Below are 19,677 nucleotides of genomic sequence, written 5' to 3'. Positions count from 1 at the left end.
CGCTGATCCCTCTTCCAAAAAGGCCTCTTGGAGTTGACGCTTCGGCGAAACCATGGTGAAGGTCCGCCGACATCATTTCCGCTTCTTATCTTGTGAAAATCCGGCCATGGCAACCGAACGTTACAATCCCCGTGTCGCAGAACCCCGCTGGCAGAAAGCCTGGGACGAGGCAAAGCTGTTCGAGGCCAGCAATGATGACGGGCGGCCGAAATACTACGTGCTCGAGATGTTCCCCTATCCATCCGGGCGCATTCACATCGGCCACACGCGCAATTACACGATGGGCGACGTGGTCGCGCGTTACAAGCGCGCCAGGGGCTACAATGTTCTGCACCCGATGGGCTGGGACGCGTTCGGCATGCCGGCAGAAAACGCGGCGATGCAGAACAAGGTGCACCCCAAGGAGTGGACCTATCAGAACATCGCGGTGATGCGCGACCAGCTGAAGACGTTCGGTCTGTCGCTCGACTGGAGCCGTGAGTTCGCCACCTGCGATGTGGATTATTACCATCGCCAGCAGATGCTTTTCGTCGACTTCTTCGAGAAGGGGCTGGTGACGCGCAAAACCTCCAAGGTCAACTGGGACCCGGTGGACCAGACGGTGCTTGCCAATGAGCAGGTGATCGACGGTCGCGGCTGGCGTTCCGGCGCGGAAGTCGAGCAGCGCGAGCTGGCGCAGTGGTTCTTCAAGATTACCGACTATGCGCAGGATCTGGTCGATGCCATCGACGATCTCGACCAGTGGCCGGAGAAGGTGCGCCTGATGCAGCGCAACTGGATCGGCCGTTCGGAAGGCATGTTGATCCGCTGGGCTCTGGCAGAAGAGACGGCGCCCGAGGGCGTGAACGAGCTGGAGGTCTATACGACCCGGCCCGACACGCTGTTTGGCGCGTCCTTCATGGCGATTGCCGCCGACCATCCGCTGGCGAAGACACTGGCCGCCGACAATGCCGAGCTTGCCGCATTCTGCGAAGAGTGCCGCCGTATCGGCACCTCGGCTGCGGCGCTGGAGACGGCGGAGAAGAAAGGTTTCGACACGGGCGTGCGCGTGCGCCATCCCTTCGATCCGGAATGGACGCTGCCGGTCTATGTCGCCAATTTCGTGCTGATGGACTACGGCACGGGCGCGATTTTCGGCTGCCCCTCGGGCGACCAGCGCGATCTGGATTTCGCCAACAAATACGGCCTGCCGGTGACGCCGGTTGTGATGCCGGAAGGCGCGAATGCCGCGACCTTCCAGATCACCGAAGAGGCCTATACGGATGATGGCGTGATGATCAATTCGCGCTTCCTCGATGGCATGAAGCCGAAGGCGGCGTTCGAGGAGGTGGCAAAGCGCCTCTCCTCTCAGACGATCAATGGCCGACCGGTGGGCGAGCGCAAGGTGAACTTCCGCCTGCGCGATTGGGGTGTTTCGCGCCAGCGCTACTGGGGTTGCCCGATCCCGATGATCCATTGCGACGATTGCGGCGTGGTGCCGGTGCCGAAGGCCGACATGCCGGTCAAGCTGCCCGACGACATCGAGTTCGACCGTCCCGGAAATCCGCTCGACCGCCACCCGACCTGGAAGCATGTGAAGTGCCCGAAATGCGGCAGCGATGCCCGGCGCGAGACGGACACGATGGACACGTTCGTCGATTCGTCCTGGTATTTCGCGCGCTTCACCGCGCCCTGGGAGAATGCCCCGACCGATCCGAAGGCCGCCAATGAATGGTTGCCGGTCGACCAGTATATCGGTGGCATCGAGCATGCGATCCTGCATCTGCTCTATTCGCGCTTCTTTGCCCGCGCCATGAGCGCGACGGGCCATCTGGATGTGGCCGAGCCCTTCAAGGGCCTGTTCACGCAGGGCATGGTGGTGCACGAGACCTATCGTTCATCCGATGGCCGCTGGCTGGCTCCGAACGAGGTGGAAATCACAGGCTCGGGCGATGGCCGCAAGGCGGTGGAGATTGCCACAGGTGAGCCCGCATCGATCGGCTCGCTCGAGAAAATGTCGAAATCCAAGAAGAACACGGTGAGCCCGGAGGACATCATCGAGTCCTTCGGTGCGGATACGGCGCGCTGGTTCATGCTGTCCGATTCCCCGCCAGAGCGCGACGTGGAATGGACGGACGATGGCGCGACCGGCGCGCACCGGTTCGTGCAGCGCGTGTGGCGTCTGGTCTCCGAAGTTGCGGATCATGTGCGTGGTGTGGCGCCGAAGGCGGCGCATGAGGGCTCTGCCGTTGCGACCTCGAAGGCGGCGCACAAGGCCTTGAAGGCCGTGGGCGAAGACATCGAGAAGCTGGCGTTCAACCGTGCCATCGCGCGCGTTCATCAGCTCGTCAACGATCTGCAGGAACCGCTGTCGGCGCTGGCTGGCGCGGACGACGCGGCGAAGGGCGCAGCGCGCGAGGCCGTCGACATCCTGATCCATCTGGTCGCGCCCTTCATGCCGCACCTGGCCGAAGAGTGCTGGGCTACGATCGGCGGTGAGGGGCTGGTCGCCGCGAGCGCCTGGCCGGCGTTCGATCCGGCGCTGGTCGTGGACAATGAAATCGTCCTGCCCGTTCAGATCAACGGCAAGAAGCGTGGTGATTTGACAATTGCGCGCGACGCAGATCAATCTGCGGTCGAAGATGCGGTGCTCCAGCTCGATTTCGTCCAGAAGGCGCTGAACGGTTCTGAGCCGCGCAAGGTGATCGTCGTTCCGCAGCGTATCGTCAACATCGTTGCCTGATGCCGCGGGACCCGGATTGATGCTGTTTGGAAAACAGGGGGAAAGCTTGAACCCGACGTTTCGCGTTTCGCTTCTGGCCGGTCTGGCATTTTCATTGGCGGTGGCGTCCGGCTGCACGGTGCACCCCCTGATGGCCACGCCGGATGTAACGTCAAGCGGCTATGCCTCTGTGCCCGCCCTGTCGTCAATCGCCATTGCGCCGGTCGACACACGCTATGCGCAGGAGGTTCGCAACCATCTGATTTTCCTGCTCAATGGCGGGGCCGGCCAGCCCTCAGGCGCACGGTATACGCTCGATCTTTCCGTGAGACGGTCGAGCTCCGCGGCGGCACGCGTGCAGGTTCGTACCGACAATGAGCCCACCTCCAGCCTCATGACGATGACGGCGGATTACAAGGTTACCGACAGCGGCACCGGCAGTGTGGTTGCGACCGGGCGCCGCCAGATTTCCTCGGCCTACGATGTGCCGCGACAGGAGTTCGCCGCGCTGCGCGCAGAACGCGATGCCGAAAACCGCGCTGCCCGCGAACTGGCGGAGCAATTGCGTCTGGCGCTGGGGCAGGACCTGGCGCGCGCGGAGAACGGATCATAACGCTGCTGCCCTCAGCGGTCGTCGTTTCGCTGCACATGGACGTTGTAATCTTGCATTCGTGTCATTGCGTCGTCACAGTATTCGGTGAAACAGCCTGTGAGGCGTGATCTCTGAATGTTGCGCTATTTCCGTGGAAGCTCATCTTCCGACAAGTCGAAGGAGCGGAATGACGGTGATGACGAGAACCGAAATGCTGCAGGGGGCACTTCGTCCATGGCTCTGCACACGACGCTGACCTCGGTCGCTGCGGTTCTTGGTAGCCGCGTTCTGGGACGCGACGTCTATGCGCCCGAAACGCCGCATGTGGTCGATCAACTGATTGCCGAGCGCACCACGCATCTTTCGCAGAATATGCTGTGGCCTCTGGCTCAGCCCTTTCTCTACCGCTTTCTGCACTATCGGCAGGCCGTGACCATGGCCGACGAGGTTGCCGAATTATCCGGTCGGGATGCCTTCGCCTATATCAGTCGGCTTCTTTCGCTGGAAATCTCGGCGAGCGGACTTGAGCATATACCGTCTTCGGGCGGCTTTATCCTTGCGCCGAATCACCCGACCGGCATTGCCGACGGCATCGCCGTCTACGACATGATGAAGGCCGTTCGTCCGGATATGGCGATTTTCGCCAACCGCGACGCCCTGCGTGTCAATTCGCGGTTCCGCGATCTGATCATTCCGGTGGAATGGCGCGCGGGCGAAAAGTCTCACGCCAAGAGCCGGGATACGCTGGAAATGACCGCCAAGGCGTTCAATACCGGCAAGGCCGTCGTGCTCTTCCCCTCCGGACGAATCGCGTACTGGAACAAGGACAAGCTGACCGAACGCCCCTGGCAGCCTTCCGTGGTGGCGCTCGCGCGGCGCTATCAGGTGCCGGTCATTCCAATGAACATGACGGCGCGCAATTCGGGCCTGTTCTATCTGCTCTCGCGCTATTCGACAGAACTGCGCGACATGACGCTGTTCCACGAGCTTCTGAACAAGAAGGGCCGGGCGATCAGCATGGTGATCGGCAAACCGATCATGCCGGACGCGCTGGGTGAAGGTGAGCCGGCGGATGTGGCCGCGCGCCTTCAGGAGCACACGGTGCACCGGCTGCGCGAAGACCCGGACGCGACCTTTTAGGATTTGCGGCGAGCGTGCCGATGGGCTTGCTGAACATCGTGGCAGCCCCTTCTCCCCGCGGGCGGGGAGAAGGGGGGCGTCTGTGTCGGTGCAAATCTTGCACCGAGGTTGCTTCCGGCTGTTTAGCCTCAGCCGATCTTCTGGCCGGTTTTCGCCCAGTCGGCGAGGAAGGCTTCCAGGCCCTTGTCGGTGAGCGGGTGCTTGACCAGCGCCTTCAAAACGGACGGCGGCACGGTTGCCACGTCGGAGCCGATCAGGGCGGCCTGCTTCACATGGTTTACGGTGCGGATGGAGGCGGCGAGGATTTCGGTGCTGAAATCGTAATTGTCGTAGATCGTGCGAATCTCCGCGATCAGGTCCATGCCATCGATACCCATGTCGTCGAGACGACCGATGAAGGGCGAGATGAAGGTGGCGCCGGCCTTGGCGGCGAGCAGCGCCTGATTGGCCGAGAAGCAGAGCGTGACATTGACGAGGCGGCCCGAAGAGGTGATCGCCTTGCAGGCCTTGAGGCCATCCATGGTGAGCGGCACCTTGATGCAGATGTTGTCTGCGATCTTGGAGAGAACCTCTGCCTCTTTCATCATGCCTTCGAAGTCGGTTGCGGTCACTTCCGCGGAAACCGGGCCATCGACGATGTCACAGATTTCCTTCGTCACTTCCATGATGTCGCGGCCCGACTTCATGATCAGCGACGGGTTCGTGGTGACGCCATCGAGCAGACCGGTGTCGCTCAATTCGCGGATTTCATTGACGTCGGCGGTGTCGACGAAGAACTTCATGGCAAACTCCTTAGGCAGTCCGAAGGCGGGGATTGAGAGGATGCACTTCCATCCTCCATATGTTCGGTCTTTGCTCTAATGCAAGAACAGGGCAAGGTCACGCCCGATGACAAAAGATTCGCCAATGAGCTCCGTTGTTCCGGTCATGGTGCCGATGCCGGCCGAGCGGCCCTACTCCTATGCGGTGCCGGAAGACATGCGCGTGGAGCCGGGCTCCATCGTGCGCGTGCCTTTGGGGCCGCGCGAGGTGGCGGGGATTGTCTGGGATGGGCCGGGCGAGGCGGTGGCGGCGAAAAAGCTTCGGGCCATTGCCGGGGTTTTCGACTGTCCGCCGATCCCCGAAGAGATGCGCCGTTTCGTCGACTGGGTGGCGAGCTACACGCTTTCGCCGCCCGGTATGGTGGCGCGCATGCTGCTGCGTGCGCCGGCGGCGTTCGATCCCGAACCGCCGACCGAGGGGCTGCGGCTTGTGGAGGGCATGGGCCCCGACCGGCTGACGGCAGCCCGCGAACGCGTGCTGGAGATGGCCGCCGACGGCCAGGCATGGACCAAGGCGGGGCTTGGCCATGCCGCTGGCGTCTCCTCCAGCGTGATCGAGGGTTTGCGCACGCAGGGCGTATTCGAAACGGTTTCGATCCCGCCGCGCCCCGTTGTGGCCGCGCCCGACCCGGCATTCGGACGCGCGACGCTGACCGACGGTCAGGCGGAAGCGGCGGATCGTTTGCGGGAAAAGGCCGGCGCCGATGCCTTCAGCGTGACTCTGATCGACGGCGTAACGGGATCGGGCAAGACGGAGGTCTATTTCGAGGCGGTGGCTGCGGCGCTGGAACGGGGCAAGCAGGTGCTGATCCTGATTCCCGAGATCGCGCTGACACAGGCTTTTCTCGAACGCTTTCATGACCGGTTTGGCGCAAAGCCCGCCGAATGGCACTCCGACCTTGCGCCGAAGAAACGCGAGCGTGTCTGGCGGCAGGTGGCCGAAGGGCAGCTGCGGGTGGTGGCGGGCGCGCGCTCGGCGCTTTTCCTGCCCTTTCGCGAGCTTGGCCTGATCGTGATCGATGAGGAGCACGATCCGGCCTACAAGCAGGAAGACCGTGTTTTCTACAATGCGCGCGACATGGGCGTGGTGCGGGGGCATATCGGCGGCTTTCCGGTGGTGCTTGCGTCTGCAACGCCATCGCTTGAAAGCCGGGTCAATGCCAATCAGGGCCGCTATGAGCGGATCGTGCTGTCCTCACGCTTTGCCGATGCGGCGTTGCCGGAGCTTGCCACCATAGACATGCGCAAGGCGGCGCCAGAGCGTGGCGGGTTTCTCTCGCCGGTGCTCATCGAGGAGATGAAGAAGACGCTGGCGCGGGGCGAGCAGTCGCTTCTGTTCCTGAACAGACGCGGCTATGCGCCGCTCACGCTGTGCCGGGTGTGCGGGCATCGGTTTCAATGTCCGGACTGTTCGAGCTGGCTGGTGGAACATCGCTTTCGGCGGCAGCTTGTGTGCCATCATTGCGGATACAATGAGCCGCGCCCGGAAGCGTGCCCGGAATGCGGCACGCTCGATCATCTGGTGGCCTGCGGGCCGGGGGTGGAGCGAATCACCGAAGAGGTGGACCAGCTTTTTCCCGATGCGCGCACCATCATGCTCTCCTCCGACATGATGGGGGGCGTGAAGCGGCTGCGGCTGGAACTGGAGGCCATCGCCAAGGGCGAGGCAGACATCATCATCGGCACGCAGCTTGTGGCCAAGGGGCACAATTTCCCCGGCATGACGCTGGTGGGTGTGATCGACGCGGATCTGGGGCTGGCCAATGGCGATCCGCGCGCGGCGGAGCGCACCTTTCAGCTTCTGGCGCAGGTGACGGGCCGCGCGGGCCGCACGGGGCGAAAGAGCCTCGGCCTGTTGCAGACCTATCAGCCGGAACATCCGGTGATGCGGGCGATCGTGACGGGTGATGCGGAGGCGTTTTACGAGCGCGAGACGGCCGAGCGCGAACGGGCGGGGCTTCCTCCATTTGGCAGGCTTGCCGGTATCATCGTAAGTGCGGCCACGCGCCAGGAGGCTGAAAGCCATGCGCGGGGGCTGCGGCGTGCGGCGCCGCAGGCCTATGAACTGGACGTTCTGGGACCTGCGGAAGCGCCGCTGGCGCTGGTGGCCGGCAGGCACCGGTTCCGGCTGCTCGTGCAGGGCACGCGCCGGGCGGACATTCAGGGCTTTCTGCGTGACATGATCAAGGCAGGGCCAAGGCCGCGCGGCTCGGTGCGGGTGCAGGTGGATATCGATCCGCAGAGTTTTCTGTGAAGTGTGGCAGGTCCGCTATGCCGCGCGAGGGTTGAAACAGGATAAGAGAGCCGAAGCTTGAAATAGGCCTTCTCGGGCCACAATCCGCAAACGGGGGTTTCAGATGCAGTTCTCCTTTCCATGGCCGGTAACCCAGGGCGAATGGCTGGCATGGTCGGCGGCGGCGGTGACAATCTTCATCGGCCTGTTCGTCATGTTCATGCCGCGGCTGGCGCTGAAGCTCTTCAGGCTGCAGCCGGCGGTGGAGCGCACCGAGATGCTGGTCGTGCCGCGCGCCATCATCGGCGGCTTCTATATTGGCTTCGGGCTCGCGGCGATGATGTTGGCGCAGCCCTTCATCTATCTGGCGCTCGGGGCGGCGTGGGCCGTGTCGGTTTTCGGCTGTGTGATCTCGATGCTCTCGGACGGTGCGAAGGCGCTTTATAGCTGGCTATTTTTGCTCCTGTCGCTCGTTCTGGCGGTGCTGCCGCTGGCCTTTGTGATGGGATTCGTTGCCTGACGGATCAAAAATGCGTCGAAACTGCGACAAAGCAGCCTGTTTGCCGGGGGGTATGCGTGTTGCGACTCTCGGAAGCCTGTGCTAGACGGCAATCGGCTTTCGGCAGAAGGGCATGTCCCATGTCTTTTTGCGAGGGGAAAAATTCAATCAGGTCAGAGATTTAGCCCGAGCCTGGCGCTCCAGCAGAAAATCTTGTGGCCTTCTAGGCGTGAGAGATGACCATCCCGTGGCACAATCTGGCTCCATGATTTCCGGAATGGCAGGGCGCTACGCTGGTTCGCTTTTCGAACTGGCGAAGGAAGCCAAGGCGATTTCCACAGTCGAGGCCGACCTCGACCGTTTCGAGAAACTACTTGCAGGCAGCGACGATCTTCAGCGCCTGGTCGAGAGCCCGGTTTTTTCCGCCGACGACCAGCTGAAGGCGATCAGCGCCGTTCTCGACAAGGCCAAGATCACGGGTCTGGTCGGCAATTTTCTGCGTGTCGTTGCGAAGAACCGGCGTCTGTTCGCCGTTCCGCAGATGATCCGCGCATTCCGCCACATTGCCGCAGAAGATCGCGGTGAGACCACGGCGGACGTGACGGCAGCGCATGCGCTCAACGCGACGCAGGAGAAGGAACTGAAGGCCGCCCTCAAGGCAGTGGCTGGCAAGGACGTTTCAATCAACGTTTCCGTTGATCCCTCCATTCTCGGCGGGCTGGTGGTCAAGATGGGCTCGCGCCAGATCGACACATCGCTCAAAACCAAACTCAATTCGCTCAAGCTTGCACTGAAAGAGGTCGGCTGATGGACATCCGTGCGGCGGAAATTTCCGCAATTCTGAAGGATCAGATTAAGAACTTCGGCAAGGAAGCCGAAGTTTCAGAAGTTGGCCAGGTGCTCTCCGTGGGCGACGGCATTGCCCGCGTCTATGGTCTGGACAATGTCCAGGCCGGTGAGATGGTGGAGTTCCCCGGCGGCATCCGCGGCATGGCGCTCAACCTGGAAGTCGACAATGTCGGCGTCGTTATCTTCGGTAGCGACCGCGACATTAAGGAAGGCGACACGGTGAAGCGTACCGGCGCCATCGTTGACGTTCCGGTCGGTCCGGAGCTGCTCGGCCGCGTTGTTGACGCGCTCGGCAACCCGATCGACGGCAAGGGCCCGATCAAGGCGAAAGAGCGTCGCCGCGTCGATGTGAAGGCGCCGGGCATCATTCCCCGCAAGTCGGTTCACGAGCCGATGTCGACCGGTCTGAAGTCCGTTGACGCCCTGATCCCGATCGGTCGCGGCCAGCGCGAGCTGATCATTGGCGACCGCCAGACCGGCAAGACCGCCATCGTTCTCGATACCTTCCTCAACCAGAAGCCGCTCAACGACGGTGACGACGAGAGCCAGAAGCTCTACTGCGTCTACGTCGCCGTTGGCCAGAAGCGCTCCACGGTTGCACAGCTTGTGAAGGTTCTGGAAGAGCGCGGCGCTCTCGAATACTCGATCATCGTCGCCGCAACCGCTTCCGACGCCGCTCCGATGCAGTTCCTGGCTCCGTTCGCCGGCTGCGCCATGGGCGAATATTTCCGCGACAATGGCAAGCATGCCGTGATCGCCTATGACGATCTGTCCAAGCAGGCCGTTGCCTACCGTCAGATGTCGCTCCTGCTGCGCCGCCCGCCGGGCCGCGAAGCTTACCCGGGCGACGTTTTCTACCTGCACTCCCGCCTGCTCGAGCGCGCGGCGAAGATGAACGACGAGCAGGGCGCCGGTTCGCTCACGGCTCTGCCGGTCATCGAGACGCAGGCCAACGACGTGTCGGCCTACATTCCGACCAACGTGATCTCGATCACCGACGGTCAGATCTTCCTCGAGACCAACCTGTTCTTCCAGGGTATCCGCCCGGCCGTGAACGTCGGTCTGTCGGTGTCGCGCGTCGGCTCCGCAGCCCAGATCAAGGCCATGAAGCAGGTTGCCGGCTCCATTAAGGGTGAGCTCGCCCAGTACCGTGAAATGGCTGCGTTCGCGCAGTTCGGTTCTGACCTCGACGCCTCGACCCAGCGCCTGCTCAACCGCGGTGCGCGCCTGACCGAACTCCTGAAGCAGCCGCAGTTCTCGCCGCTGAAGACGGAAGAGCAGGTTGCCGTGATCTTTGCCGGTGTGAATGGCTACCTCGACAAGCTGCCGCTTGGCGATGTCACCCGTTTCGAGCAGGGCCTGCTTTCGCACATGCGTGCGGATGGCAAGGACGTGCTGGAAGCGATCCGCAAGGAAAAGGCGCTTTCCGACGATCTGCGTGAGAAGCTCAAGGCACAGATCGACGCATTCGCCAAGAACTTCGCCTGAGGCTGAGCGAGCATGGCTTCCCTCAAGGAACTTCGCAACCGGATCGCCTCGGTCAAGGCGACGCAGAAAATCACCAAGGCGATGCAGATGGTCGCCGCGGCGAAACTGAAGCGCGCCCAGGAGGCGGCCGAGGCTGCGCGGCCCTATGCCGAACGCATGGGAACCGTGCTCGCCAACATCGCCGGCGCCGTGTCGGGAACCGACGCGCCGCCGCTGATGGCCGGCACCGGTAAGGACGACGTGCATCTCCTGGTCGTTGCCACGGCCGAGCGCGGCCTTTGCGGCGGCTTCAACAGCCAGATCGCCAAGAAGGCACGCGAGCACATCCGCGCACTTCTGCGGGATGGCAAGACCGTGAAGGTGCTCTGCGTCGGCAAGAAGGGTTACGACATCCTGCGTCGTGACCATGGCGACCTGATCATCGATCGCGTGGATTTGCGCGAGGTGAAGAAGATCGGCTTCGAGAACGCGCATGAGATCGCCCGTCAGGTGATCGGCCTGTTCGAGAAGGGCGAGTTCGACATCTGCACGCTGTTCTACTCCGAATTCCAGTCGGTGATGTCTCAGGTGCCGACCGCGCTGCAGATCATCCCCGCAGCCGTTCCCACAGAGGACGCCGGCGAAGGTTCGGATGCGGTTTACGAATACGAGCCGGATGCGCCTTCCATTCTTGCCGATCTGATCCCGCGCAACATCTCGGTGCAGATTTTCCGTGCGCTTCTTGAGAACGCAGCCGGTGAGATGGGCGCCAAGATGACCGCCATGGACAGCGCGACGCGCAACGCAGGCGAGATGATCGACAAGCTGTCGATCACCTACAACCGCCAGCGCCAGGCGCAGATCACCAAGGAACTGATCGAAATCATTTCGGGCGCGGAAGCGCTCTAACGGACCGAAGAGGTTAAACGAACATGGCCAAAGCAGCGACCCCGAAGACGGCGTCCGCGACTGCCGCAAAGAAGGCGGCTCCGGCACGCAAGACGGCTTCCACCCGCAGCACCGCAGCAAAAAAAGCAACCGGCGCAGCCGGCACGATCCGTCAGGTTATCGGCGCCGTTGTCGACGTGCAGTTTGAGGATCACCTGCCGGCGATCCTGAACGCGCTGGAGACCGAGAACCAGGGCAACCGCCTCGTTCTCGAGGTGGCGCAGCATCTCGGCGAGAACACGGTCCGCTGCATCGCCATGGACTCCACCGAGGGTCTGGTTCGCGGCATGGAAGTGCGCGACACGGGCAACCCGATTGCGGTTCCGGTCGGTGACGCCACGCTCGGCCGCATCATGAACGTGGTCGGCGAGGCCATCGACGAAGCCGGCCCGGTGAAGGGCGACGGCACCCGCGCCATCCACCAGCCGGCTCCCGACTATGTGGACCAGTCCACCGAAGCCGAAATTCTGGTCACGGGCATCAAGGTTGTGGACCTGCTGGCTCCTTACGCCAAGGGCGGCAAGATCGGCCTGTTCGGCGGCGCCGGCGTTGGCAAGACGGTTCTCATTCAGGAGCTGATCAACAACGTCGCCAAGGCGCATGGCGGTTACTCCGTGTTCGCCGGCGTTGGTGAGCGTACCCGTGAGGGCAACGATCTCTACCACGAGATGATCGAGTCCGGCGTGAACAAGGACCCGGCAAAGAATGACGGGTCCACCGAAGGCTCCAAGTGCGCTCTCGTGTTCGGCCAGATGAACGAGCCGCCCGGCGCGCGCGCCCGTGTTGCTCTGACCGGCCTGACGGTTGCCGAGCACTTCCGCGATCAGGGCCAGGACGTTCTGTTCTTCGTCGACAACATCTTCCGCTTCACGCAGGCGGGCTCCGAGGTGTCGGCGCTTCTCGGCCGTATTCCTTCGGCTGTGGGCTACCAGCCGACGCTGGCGACCGACATGGGCGCCCTGCAGGAACGCATCACCACCACCACCAAGGGCTCGATCACCTCGGTGCAGGCCATTTACGTGCCCGCCGACGACCTGACCGACCCGGCACCGGCAACCTCGTTCGCCCACCTGGACGCAACGACCGTGTTGAACCGCGCCATTTCGGAAAAGGGTATCTACCCGGCCGTGGATCCGCTCGACTCCACCTCGCGCATGCTTGACCCGATGATCGTCGGTGAAGAGCACTACCAGGTGGCGCGCCAGGTTCAGGAGATTCTTCAGCGCTACAAGTCGCTGCAGGACATCATCGCCATTCTCGGCATGGACGAGCTTTCCGAAGAGGACAAGCTCACGGTTGCCCGCGCCCGCAAGATCGAGCGCTTCCTGTCGCAGCCCTTCCACGTGGCCGAGGTCTTCACCGGCGCGCCGGGTCTGTTCGTTGATCTTGAAGATACGATCCGTTCGTTCAAGGGCCTGTGCGACGGCGAGTACGATCACCTGCCGGAAGCGGCTTTCTACATGGTTGGCACGATCGAGCAGGCTGTCGAGAAGGCACAGAAGCTGGCAGCGGAAGCAGCCTGATCCGAAGCGATTAGCGAATAGGGAGTAGCGAATAGGGAGTGCGGAAGCGGCAGAAGCGAATTTCACGTTCGCTGTTCGCCATTCGCTATTCGCTAAACAGAGATGGCTCAATCCTTCAAATTCGATCTGGTCTCGCCCGAGCGGCTTCTGGTTTCCCAGGATGTCGAATCGGTTGTCATTCCCGGCACCGAGGGCGAAATGACAGTCATGGCGACCCACGCGCCGACCATGACCAGCATCAAGCCGGGCGTGGTGGCCGTTGCCGCCGACGGCAAAACGGAACGCTATGTGGTTTTCGGCGGCTTCGCCGACATTCTTCCCGATAGCTGCACCGTTCTGGCCGAATCGGCAGTGCATGTGGACGACATCAATCGTGAAGACCTTGCGCGTCGCATTCAGGATGCTCGCGAGGATCTCGAAGACGCCAAGGATCACGAGACGCGCCTGCGCGCCGAAGAGTTCCTGCATCAGCTAACGACGCTGGAAGGCGCTATCCTTCCAGCCTGATTGGCCGTTTGTTTGAGGGAAAAGCCGGGCCAGCGCCCGGCTTTTTTCGTTTGAGCCTGTAACAGTCGGATGAGATTGCTGGGTTAGGATAACGCGGACTGTGATCTGGAGCGATTTCGATGATTATGCGCAAGCTGACTGGTCTGTTGTCCGGTGTTGTCGCGGTTGCGGCAGGCAGTAGCGTGTGCGCTCAGGAACCGGATCTCCGGACACTGCAGCTCGGCCGACACTTCACCGAGGTTTTTCAAACGGGTTCTGCGGAAGATGTCTGGTCACGGATGTCGGACAAGATGCAGGCCGCGCTTGGCAGCCTCAATCATCTCAAGGGCTTCCAGGCTTCGGTCAGGCTGACATTCGGCCCGCAGACGAACATTCTCGATGAGCGGACGGAGCGTCGCAGCACACTCCGCACCTATCGCCGCCGCGCCACCCATGCGAGTGGGGCGGATGTCGTCTGGCAATGGAGTTTTGGCCCTGACGATAATATCGAGGGCTTCTATGTGCGGCGTGTGCCCGAGGAAGCTGTGTCCGCGTATCTCAACTACGAAACACGCGCCGCGCTTCGCCTGCCCTTCGAGGGTGAGTGGTATGTCTTCTGGGGTGGCCGCACTCTGGAGGAGAACTACCACGCCGAGAACCCGGCACAGCGCTTTGCCTATGACTTCGTGGTTCACAAAGACGGAAAATCGCACAGCGGAGACGGGGCCAGGCTGACGGACTACCATTGCTGGGACCGTGCGATCCTTGCGCCGGCAGACGGAACGGTGGTCGCACGCGTAGACGGTTTGCCCGATCAGGCCATCGGCGAGACGGACGCGCAGCGGCCGGCGGGCAATCATGTGGTGCTGGACCTGGGAGAGGGGGAGTTCGTGTTCCTTGCGCATCTGCGCCGTGGCTCGGTGACGGTCGAGGCTGGTGAGCGCGTGCGCAGCGGCCAGGAAATCGGCCGCTGCGGCAACAGCGGGAACACATCCGAGCCGCATCTGCATATGCATATGCAGACCACGCCGGACCTCGCTGCCGGCGAAGGGCTGCCGGCCCAGTTCCGGAACTACAGGGCCGATGGCGTGTTGCAGGAACGTGGGGAGCCCGTGCGCGGGCAGACGGTGATCGTCGGGGATTGAGTGTCTGCGCCAGAGAAAGCACGGTGATTTCAGGCTTGGCGGTCTCAGTGCATTCTTTTGATGAGACTGCTTCAGGGCGCCAGATGACGGAAGGCGTCGACCACGCTGTCATAGACCTTGCGCTTGAACGGCACGATCAGCTTCGGCAGGTCCGTCATGGGCTTCCATTCCCACATGTCGAACTCGGCCTCGTGGCCACCGGGCGGGGGGTTGATGGCAATCTCCGTATCCTGCCCCTCGAAGCGGAGGGCGAACCATTTCTGCTTCTGGCCGCGATACTTGCCCTTGAGCGCCACGCCGATGAGATGCTCGGGCAGGTCGTAGGTGATCCATTCAGGCGTTTCAGCGAGGAATGAGACGGACTTGATGCCGGTTTCCTCGTAGAGCTCGCGATAGGCCGCTTCGCGCGGGTCCTCGCCCCTGTCGACACCGCCCTGCGGCATCTGCCAGAGCTGCGTTGCGCCGGACAGTTCGTCGGTATCCGGCTGTACGATGCGCCGGCCCGCCCAGGCGAGGCCCCTGTCATTCAGCACCATGATGCCAACGCATGGGCGATAAGGCAGGTCATCTGCGGACATGTTGTTCCTGGCCATTGCTGGGGGTTCCAATGCTATCGGGGCTGCGGGTCGGCGGCGAGCGCCGAGATCGGGACGAGTTCTATCCCGCGCGCGGTGACCTCGCCAGCCCATTCGGCCACGGTGTCTATGGTTTCATCGAACGCCGAGCCCGTGCCGATGGCAAAGCCTCTGGCGCGGGCGATACGCTCCAGTTCGTCGAGTTTCTTCAGGATCTCGCCACGCTCTGGGCGGCGGCTGTTTCCGGTGGGGTCGATCAGCACGTCGGACGCGGCGAAGGGAACCCCTTCCTGAAGCGCGAGGTCCTGCGCAACACTGCGCGCGGATGTGCCGTCGTCGATATACATAAGCCCGCGCTTGCCCAACTCGGCCATGATGTCGCCCATGGGCTCCGAATCGGCGGTGAAACGCCCGCCCATATAGTTCATGACGCCGGTATAGTTGGTGATGCGCGAAAGTGCCCAGCGCAGGCGGGACAGATTTTCCGCGGACGAAGCATCCACGGTGAGCGTGTTGCGGCCCGGATTGGGCGAGGGGTAGCCGAAGGGCTCCATTGGCACCTGGAGAACAACCTCGTGCCCTGCCTTGCGCGCGGCCTGCATCCAGCGGCCCAGACTGTTGCCGGCCGGCGCGAAGGCCAACGTGATTTCCGGGCGCAGCGTTTCAATCGCTTCCTGCGTGGTTGTCTGTGAAAGCCCCAGGCCGCCGACGATGACGGCGATCCTGGCGCCCCGCGTGCCCGACCACGAACGGGCATAGACGTCGAACGGGCGGCGGCCGCCGGCATCGCGCACGGGCAACGGTCCCGTTTCCGATTCCTCGATCAGTGCCCGGTCGGGAAGATGTGCAAGCCTCGGGTGCTGCCCCATGGCCGAAGGATCGCGGATGACGATGACACCGTTGCTGGCGGGTTCTTCCGGGCCGAGACGCGTGATCGAGGCGTTCGGCGCGCCCTGTTCCCGCGCTTCCGCCGTGGGCTCCGGCGCCGTCGCTTCGGTAATTGTCTGCTCCACCGGCTCCGTTACGGCGATTGCCGAGGGCGTGCGGAACGGGCGGTCGCGCAGGGCAACGGCGGTGGAGACGCCGAGAATGGCGATCACGGCAAGGCTCACCAATATGCGTTCTGTGGTGAAGATGCCCCGTCGTTTCGGCTTTTCGGGCCTGCTATCGCGGCCAAGGGGCCGGTCTATGTCTCTGTTCCCCGAAATCATACCCACCCGTTACGATGGCCGAGGGCCAAGAATCCAGACCGGTCATCTCCTTCGCTGAAGGATTGCCGCTCCAATGTTCAGTCATTCCAAATTTCAGGCCGCGAAGCGCATCGCCGCGTGCGAAATTCGGTTTACCGGCGTGTTGTGTCGCCCGGATGTCATCGCCGGTTCGTTCGAAACCGGCGACGACACTTCGATACTTACTGATTCATGACCGCTTTGTCAGGATTTGGAGGAAAGGCGGGATCAGTTTTTTCGCCGCGCAGCAGTTCAAGCGCTGCATTGAGCTGCACGTCGTCCTTGGCATCCGGCGGGACATAGGCGATCGAGCCGGAACCTTCCTCATTCTCTTCCTCACCCTTGATGTGGCCGCGAAGGTCCGATTCGCCCCGACGCAGGTCGCGGCCCTGTAACTCTTCGGGCAGCGGCTGATCGACCTTGATGTCGGGCGTGATGCCCTTGCCCTGGATCGATTCGCCGGACGGCGTGTAGTAGAGCGCGGTGGTGAGGCGCAGGGCGCCATTCTCGCCGAGCGGGATGATGGTCTGCACCGAACCCTTGCCGAAGGACTGGGTGCCGAGGACCGTGGCACGGCGGTGGTCCTGCAGCGCGCCGGCAACGATCTCGGAGGCACTTGCCGAACCGCCGTTGATGAGCACGATCACAGGCTTGCCGTTGAGCACGTCGCCAGGCCGCGAATCGAAGCGGGCGATGTCGTTGGCCTCGCGTCCGCGCGTCGAGACGATCTCGCCGCGGTCGAGGAAAGCATCGGAGACGCTGACCGCCTGATCGAGCAGGCCACCCGGATTGAGACGCAGATCGAGCACATAGCCTTTCAGCTCGTCGTCCGGCACCTCTTTGCTGATCGTGTCAATGGCGCTCATCAGGTCGTCGAAGGTCTTCTCGGTGAAGGAGGTGATCTTCAGATAGCCGACGTCTTCCTCCACGCGGAACTTGACGGCCTTTACCTTGATGATGTCGCGCACGATCGTCAGTTCGATCGGCTTGTCTGCACCTTCGCGCAGGATGGTCAGCTCGATCGGCGTGTTGACCGGACCGCGCATCTTGTCGACGGCGTCGTTGAGCGACATGCCGCGGACTTCTTCGCCGTCGATCGCGGAGATCAGGTCGCCGGCCAGAACACCGGCGCGTGAGGCGGGTGTGTCGTCGATGGGTGCAACCACCTTGACCAGTTCGTTGTCCATGGTCACTTCAATGCCAAGGCCACCGAACTCGCCCTTGGTCTGAACCCGCATGTCCTTGGCGGCTTCCGGGTCGAGATAGGACGAGTGCGGATCAAGCGAGGTGAGCATGCCGTTGATGGCGCTCTCCACCAGCTTCTTGTCGTCGGGCGGGGTCACATACTGGGAGCGCACGCGCTCGAAGATGTCGCCGAAGATCGCAAGCTGCCGGTAGGTATCCGAACCAGCGGCGTTTGCCGAAAAGCTGCTCGTACCATGGAGAAGCGAAACCGCGGATGCGCCCACCAGGGCGCCGGCAAACAATAGCGACAAGTTACGTTTCATTTCCTGTCCTTCCAGAGTGTCCCGGAGCCCACCAGGGTTTAGGATCGATCGGTTTTCCGTTCTTCCTGAACTCGACATACAGCTCGGGTGTAACGTCCTCGGTCCCCGGGCCTGCGATGCTTGCCAGACGAGCTTCCCCCATCATGCCGATTGGTTCGCCCGCCAAAACGGATTGCCCCAGCGTCACGCTTACCTTATCCAAGCCGGCAAGCACGATATGATAACCGTCGCCGGCGTTGAGTATCAATAGCTGACCATAGGAACGGAACGGTCCTGCGTACAGTACCGTCGCCCCCGCAGGCGCGGTAACGATTGCGCCGGATTGTGTTCTTAGAATGTCGCCCTGAAGTGGTGCGCCGGTATCGTCGTCCTCGCCGAATCGGGCTGCAAACTGACCGGACACGGGCAGGGCCACCCCGCCGGTACGTTTCGCAAATGTCGCACCGGCGCCAAGGCGGTTTTCGGGCGACGTCGGTTCGCTCAACCGCCGCGCACGCTCGGCTTCAGCCTTGCGCAGAGAGGAGATTTCCGTCTCGAGCGATCCGATCAGCTCCTGCAGGCTGGTGGCGCGCGCGGCCAGTGCCTCTGCCTGCTGCTGCTCGGCTGCCATGCGGTTCTCCGCTTCCTGCTGGAGACGCTTCTTTTCATCCAGAAGCAGGGCCAGCCGCTTCTTCTCCTCGGCCTGTTCGGTCACGGTTTTTTGAAGTTTGTCGCGCTCGCCCTCGATCGATGTGACGATGCGGGAAAGATCGCGCAGGTCGCCGATCAGGATTTCCGTTTCCGCGCGCAGTTCAGGCACGACCGCACCGAGAAGGATGGCGCTGCGCACCGATGCGAGTGCATCCTCCGGGCGCACGAGAATGGCCGGCGGCGGGTTCAGGCCCATGCGCTGCAGCGCGCCGAGCACCTCGGCCAGCACGCCGCGCCGGGACTGGAGCGATTCGCGCAGATAGCTCTCTTCATGCCGCAGTCTGGTCAGGCGCAGCGAAATGGCATCGATGTCCTCGCTGAGCTTGCGTTCCGTCTTCGCTGCCTGGATGAGGGCTGCCGTGATTGCGGCATTGTCGTTCTTGATCGTATCGATTTCGGCGGCGATCTCGGCCAGCCGCTTTTCGGTCAGGGCGATCTCTCGATTAACGTCCTGAAACTCAACCTGGCTCTTGTTGTGCTGGGTCTCCAGGACCTGAATTCCATCCTGTGCAAGGGCAGGGGCAGGGAGAACGCAGAAAACGGCCGCAGCAGTAGCGGCCGTCCTGAGACGGGCGAGATATGGGCGCGGCGCGAGCGCATTCTTCATCCCTGGTCTGCCGTTCTACGCGGGGTGGAGGTCATTCAGAGACAGCATAGGCCAAGTTTCCTTAAGGAAACATCAACCATGTGGCAGCCGTATGCAATTTTTGGTTGTATTTTGCCGGATGTCAATGCGCGGATGTGAAAACACTGGGCGCGGATGTGAAAACAGGGCAAAAACCGCTCAATCCCGGTGATAGGGATGACCGGAAAGAATGGTCGACGTCCGGTAGAGCTGTTCGGCCAGCATGAGACGCACAATCTGGTGCGGCCATGTCTGCGCGCCGAAGGCGATGGTGCGGTCCGCCGCCTGGCGCAATTCGGCGTCATGCCCGTCAGGTCCGCCGATGACAATGGTGAGGCTGCGCCGGCCCTGATCGCGCAAATCCGCGATCGCTTCGCTCAACTGTCGGGACGTGAGGTTCCTGCCGCGCTCGTCGAGCAGGAAGAGCGCCGAGCCTTCGGGGCGCATCTGCGCGATCCTGCGGCTTTCTTCGCGCCGTCGCTCGTCGGTGGATTTGGCGCGGCTTTCGGCGATTTCGCTGACGCCGGAAAACTCCAGGCCGACAGCCGGGCCGCTCCTTGCGAAACGCTCCAGATAACGGTCCGCCAAATCCCTCTCGGGGCCGGCCTTCATCCGGCCCACGGCACAAATCGCGATATGCATTCCA

At 62.5% G+C, this 19,677-nt stretch carries 17 protein-coding genes; 11 read left to right on the top strand and 6 right to left on the bottom strand.

Annotated features, from left to right (window positions below; genetic code table 11):
• Window positions 1-106 precede the first annotated feature (106 nt).
• The 3 genes from leuS (at window position 107) to KUG85_RS12955 (ending at window position 4,433) form a co-directional block, all read left to right on the top strand.
• Complete coding sequence (gene leuS, locus KUG85_RS12965) at window positions 107-2,722, top strand: leucine--tRNA ligase (RefSeq protein WP_223005517.1); 2,616 nt, start codon at window positions 107-109, stop codon at window positions 2,720-2,722.
• A gap of 46 nt (window positions 2,723-2,768) precedes the next feature.
• Window positions 2,769-3,314, top strand: a complete 546-nt coding sequence (lptE, locus tag KUG85_RS12960; RefSeq protein ID WP_255606397.1) for an LPS assembly lipoprotein LptE — start codon at window positions 2,769-2,771, stop codon at window positions 3,312-3,314.
• Between the two features lie 114 nt (window positions 3,315-3,428).
• Window positions 3,429-4,433: a 1-acyl-sn-glycerol-3-phosphate acyltransferase gene (locus tag KUG85_RS12955; protein WP_255606396.1), complete on the top strand. Its 1,005-nt coding sequence runs from the start codon at window positions 3,429-3,431 to the stop codon at window positions 4,431-4,433.
• 128 nt (window positions 4,434-4,561) lie between these two features.
• On the opposite strand, the gene fsa is transcribed toward KUG85_RS12955, so the two are convergent.
• Window positions 4,562-5,215 carry a fructose-6-phosphate aldolase gene (fsa, locus tag KUG85_RS12950; protein WP_223005515.1) on the bottom strand — a complete coding sequence of 218 codons (654 nt, stop codon included), beginning with the start codon at window positions 5,213-5,215 and terminating at the stop codon, window positions 4,562-4,564.
• A 106-nt stretch (window positions 5,216-5,321) separates the two neighbouring features.
• On the opposite strand from fsa, the gene KUG85_RS12945 reads away from it, so the two are divergent.
• From KUG85_RS12945 to KUG85_RS12910, 8 genes are all read left to right on the top strand, one after another.
• The gene (locus KUG85_RS12945) at window positions 5,322-7,508 is read left to right on the top strand and encodes a primosomal protein N' (RefSeq protein WP_223005514.1); all 2,187 of its coding nucleotides are present in this window, start codon (window positions 5,322-5,324) and stop codon (window positions 7,506-7,508) included.
• A 103-nt stretch (window positions 7,509-7,611) separates the two neighbouring features.
• Complete coding sequence (locus tag KUG85_RS12940) at window positions 7,612-8,007, top strand: AGROH133_08824 family phage infection protein (protein ID WP_223005513.1); 396 nt, start codon at window positions 7,612-7,614, stop codon at window positions 8,005-8,007.
• 226 nt (window positions 8,008-8,233) lie between these two features.
• Window positions 8,234-8,794 carry a F0F1 ATP synthase subunit delta gene (locus tag KUG85_RS12935; protein WP_223005512.1) on the top strand — a complete coding sequence of 187 codons (561 nt, stop codon included), beginning with the start codon at window positions 8,234-8,236 and terminating at the stop codon, window positions 8,792-8,794.
• Complete coding sequence (atpA, locus tag KUG85_RS12930) at window positions 8,794-10,323, top strand: F0F1 ATP synthase subunit alpha (RefSeq protein WP_223005511.1); 1,530 nt, start codon at window positions 8,794-8,796, stop codon at window positions 10,321-10,323. The genes KUG85_RS12935 and atpA overlap by 1 nt, the downstream gene beginning before the upstream one ends.
• A 12-nt stretch (window positions 10,324-10,335) precedes the next feature.
• Window positions 10,336-11,211 carry a F0F1 ATP synthase subunit gamma gene (locus tag KUG85_RS12925; RefSeq protein WP_007009217.1) on the top strand — a complete coding sequence of 292 codons (876 nt, stop codon included), beginning with the start codon at window positions 10,336-10,338 and terminating at the stop codon, window positions 11,209-11,211.
• Window positions 11,212-11,234: 23 nt separating this feature from the next.
• On the top strand, window positions 11,235-12,773 hold the full coding sequence (gene atpD / locus KUG85_RS12920; protein ID WP_065816976.1) for a F0F1 ATP synthase subunit beta: 1,539 nt from the start codon (window positions 11,235-11,237) through the stop codon (window positions 12,771-12,773).
• 102 nt (window positions 12,774-12,875) lie between these two features.
• Entirely contained in the window at window positions 12,876-13,280 is a 405-nt protein-coding gene (locus KUG85_RS12915) for a F0F1 ATP synthase subunit epsilon (RefSeq protein ID WP_065816977.1), read from the top strand.
• A gap of 278 nt (window positions 13,281-13,558) precedes the next feature.
• Window positions 13,559-14,404, top strand: a complete 846-nt coding sequence (locus KUG85_RS12910) for a M23 family metallopeptidase (RefSeq protein WP_255606395.1) — start codon at window positions 13,559-13,561, stop codon at window positions 14,402-14,404.
• 71 nt (window positions 14,405-14,475) lie between these two features.
• On the opposite strand, the gene KUG85_RS12905 is transcribed toward KUG85_RS12910, so the two are convergent.
• From KUG85_RS12905 to rlmH, 5 genes are all read right to left on the bottom strand, one after another.
• Complete coding sequence (locus tag KUG85_RS12905; protein WP_065816979.1) at window positions 14,476-14,997, bottom strand: RNA pyrophosphohydrolase; 522 nt, start codon at window positions 14,995-14,997, stop codon at window positions 14,476-14,478.
• A 17-nt stretch (window positions 14,998-15,014) separates the two neighbouring features.
• A complete protein-coding gene (locus KUG85_RS12900) occupies window positions 15,015-16,190 on the bottom strand; it encodes a divergent polysaccharide deacetylase family protein (protein WP_223005509.1) in 1,176 nt (391 codons plus the stop codon).
• Between the two features lie 200 nt (window positions 16,191-16,390).
• Window positions 16,391-17,716: a S41 family peptidase gene (locus tag KUG85_RS12895; RefSeq protein WP_223005508.1), complete on the bottom strand. Its 1,326-nt coding sequence runs from the start codon at window positions 17,714-17,716 to the stop codon at window positions 16,391-16,393.
• Entirely contained in the window at window positions 17,706-19,013 is a 1,308-nt protein-coding gene (locus tag KUG85_RS12890) for a murein hydrolase activator EnvC family protein (protein ID WP_065816982.1), read from the bottom strand. Before KUG85_RS12890 ends, KUG85_RS12895 begins: the two co-directional genes overlap by 11 nt.
• Window positions 19,014-19,190: 177 nt before the next feature.
• Window positions 19,191-19,673 carry a 23S rRNA (pseudouridine(1915)-N(3))-methyltransferase RlmH gene (gene rlmH, locus KUG85_RS12885; RefSeq protein WP_065816983.1) on the bottom strand — a complete coding sequence of 161 codons (483 nt, stop codon included), beginning with the start codon at window positions 19,671-19,673 and terminating at the stop codon, window positions 19,191-19,193.
• Window positions 19,674-19,677 lie beyond the last annotated feature (4 nt).

The sequence above is a fragment of the Nitratireductor rhodophyticola genome (assembly GCF_019891355.1).
Lineage (GTDB): Bacteria > Pseudomonadota > Alphaproteobacteria > Rhizobiales > Rhizobiaceae > Nitratireductor > Nitratireductor rhodophyticola.
This window is presented reverse-complemented; position numbering and strand designations above follow the sequence as displayed.

Bases quoted from the DNA above. Each gene is read 5' to 3' on its own strand.
- atpD (WP_065816976.1), top strand. From the start codon at position 11,235: ATGGCCAAAGCAGCGACCCCGAAGACGGCGTCCGCGACTGCCGCAAAG.
- KUG85_RS12890 (WP_065816982.1), bottom strand. From the start codon at position 19,013: ATGAAGAATGCGCTCGCGCCGCGCCCATATCTCGCCCGTCTCAGGACG.
- KUG85_RS12900 (WP_223005509.1), bottom strand. From the start codon at position 16,190: ATGATTTCGGGGAACAGAGACATAGACCGGCCCCTTGGCCGCGATAGC.
- KUG85_RS12955 (WP_255606396.1), top strand. From the start codon at position 3,429: ATGTTGCGCTATTTCCGTGGAAGCTCATCTTCCGACAAGTCGAAGGAG.
- leuS (WP_223005517.1), top strand. From the start codon at position 107: ATGGCAACCGAACGTTACAATCCCCGTGTCGCAGAACCCCGCTGGCAG.
- fsa (WP_223005515.1), bottom strand. From the start codon at position 5,215: ATGAAGTTCTTCGTCGACACCGCCGACGTCAATGAAATCCGCGAATTG.
- KUG85_RS12915 (WP_065816977.1), top strand. From the start codon at position 12,876: ATGGCTCAATCCTTCAAATTCGATCTGGTCTCGCCCGAGCGGCTTCTG.
- KUG85_RS12925 (WP_007009217.1), top strand. From the start codon at position 10,336: ATGGCTTCCCTCAAGGAACTTCGCAACCGGATCGCCTCGGTCAAGGCG.
- KUG85_RS12895 (WP_223005508.1), bottom strand. From the start codon at position 17,716: ATGAAACGTAACTTGTCGCTATTGTTTGCCGGCGCCCTGGTGGGCGCA.
- KUG85_RS12940 (WP_223005513.1), top strand. From the start codon at position 7,612: ATGCAGTTCTCCTTTCCATGGCCGGTAACCCAGGGCGAATGGCTGGCA.
- KUG85_RS12905 (WP_065816979.1), bottom strand. From the start codon at position 14,997: ATGGCCAGGAACAACATGTCCGCAGATGACCTGCCTTATCGCCCATGC.
- rlmH (WP_065816983.1), bottom strand. From the start codon at position 19,673: ATGCATATCGCGATTTGTGCCGTGGGCCGGATGAAGGCCGGCCCCGAG.
- atpA (WP_223005511.1), top strand. From the start codon at position 8,794: ATGGACATCCGTGCGGCGGAAATTTCCGCAATTCTGAAGGATCAGATT.
- KUG85_RS12945 (WP_223005514.1), top strand. From the start codon at position 5,322: ATGACAAAAGATTCGCCAATGAGCTCCGTTGTTCCGGTCATGGTGCCG.
- KUG85_RS12910 (WP_255606395.1), top strand. From the start codon at position 13,559: ATGTCGGACAAGATGCAGGCCGCGCTTGGCAGCCTCAATCATCTCAAG.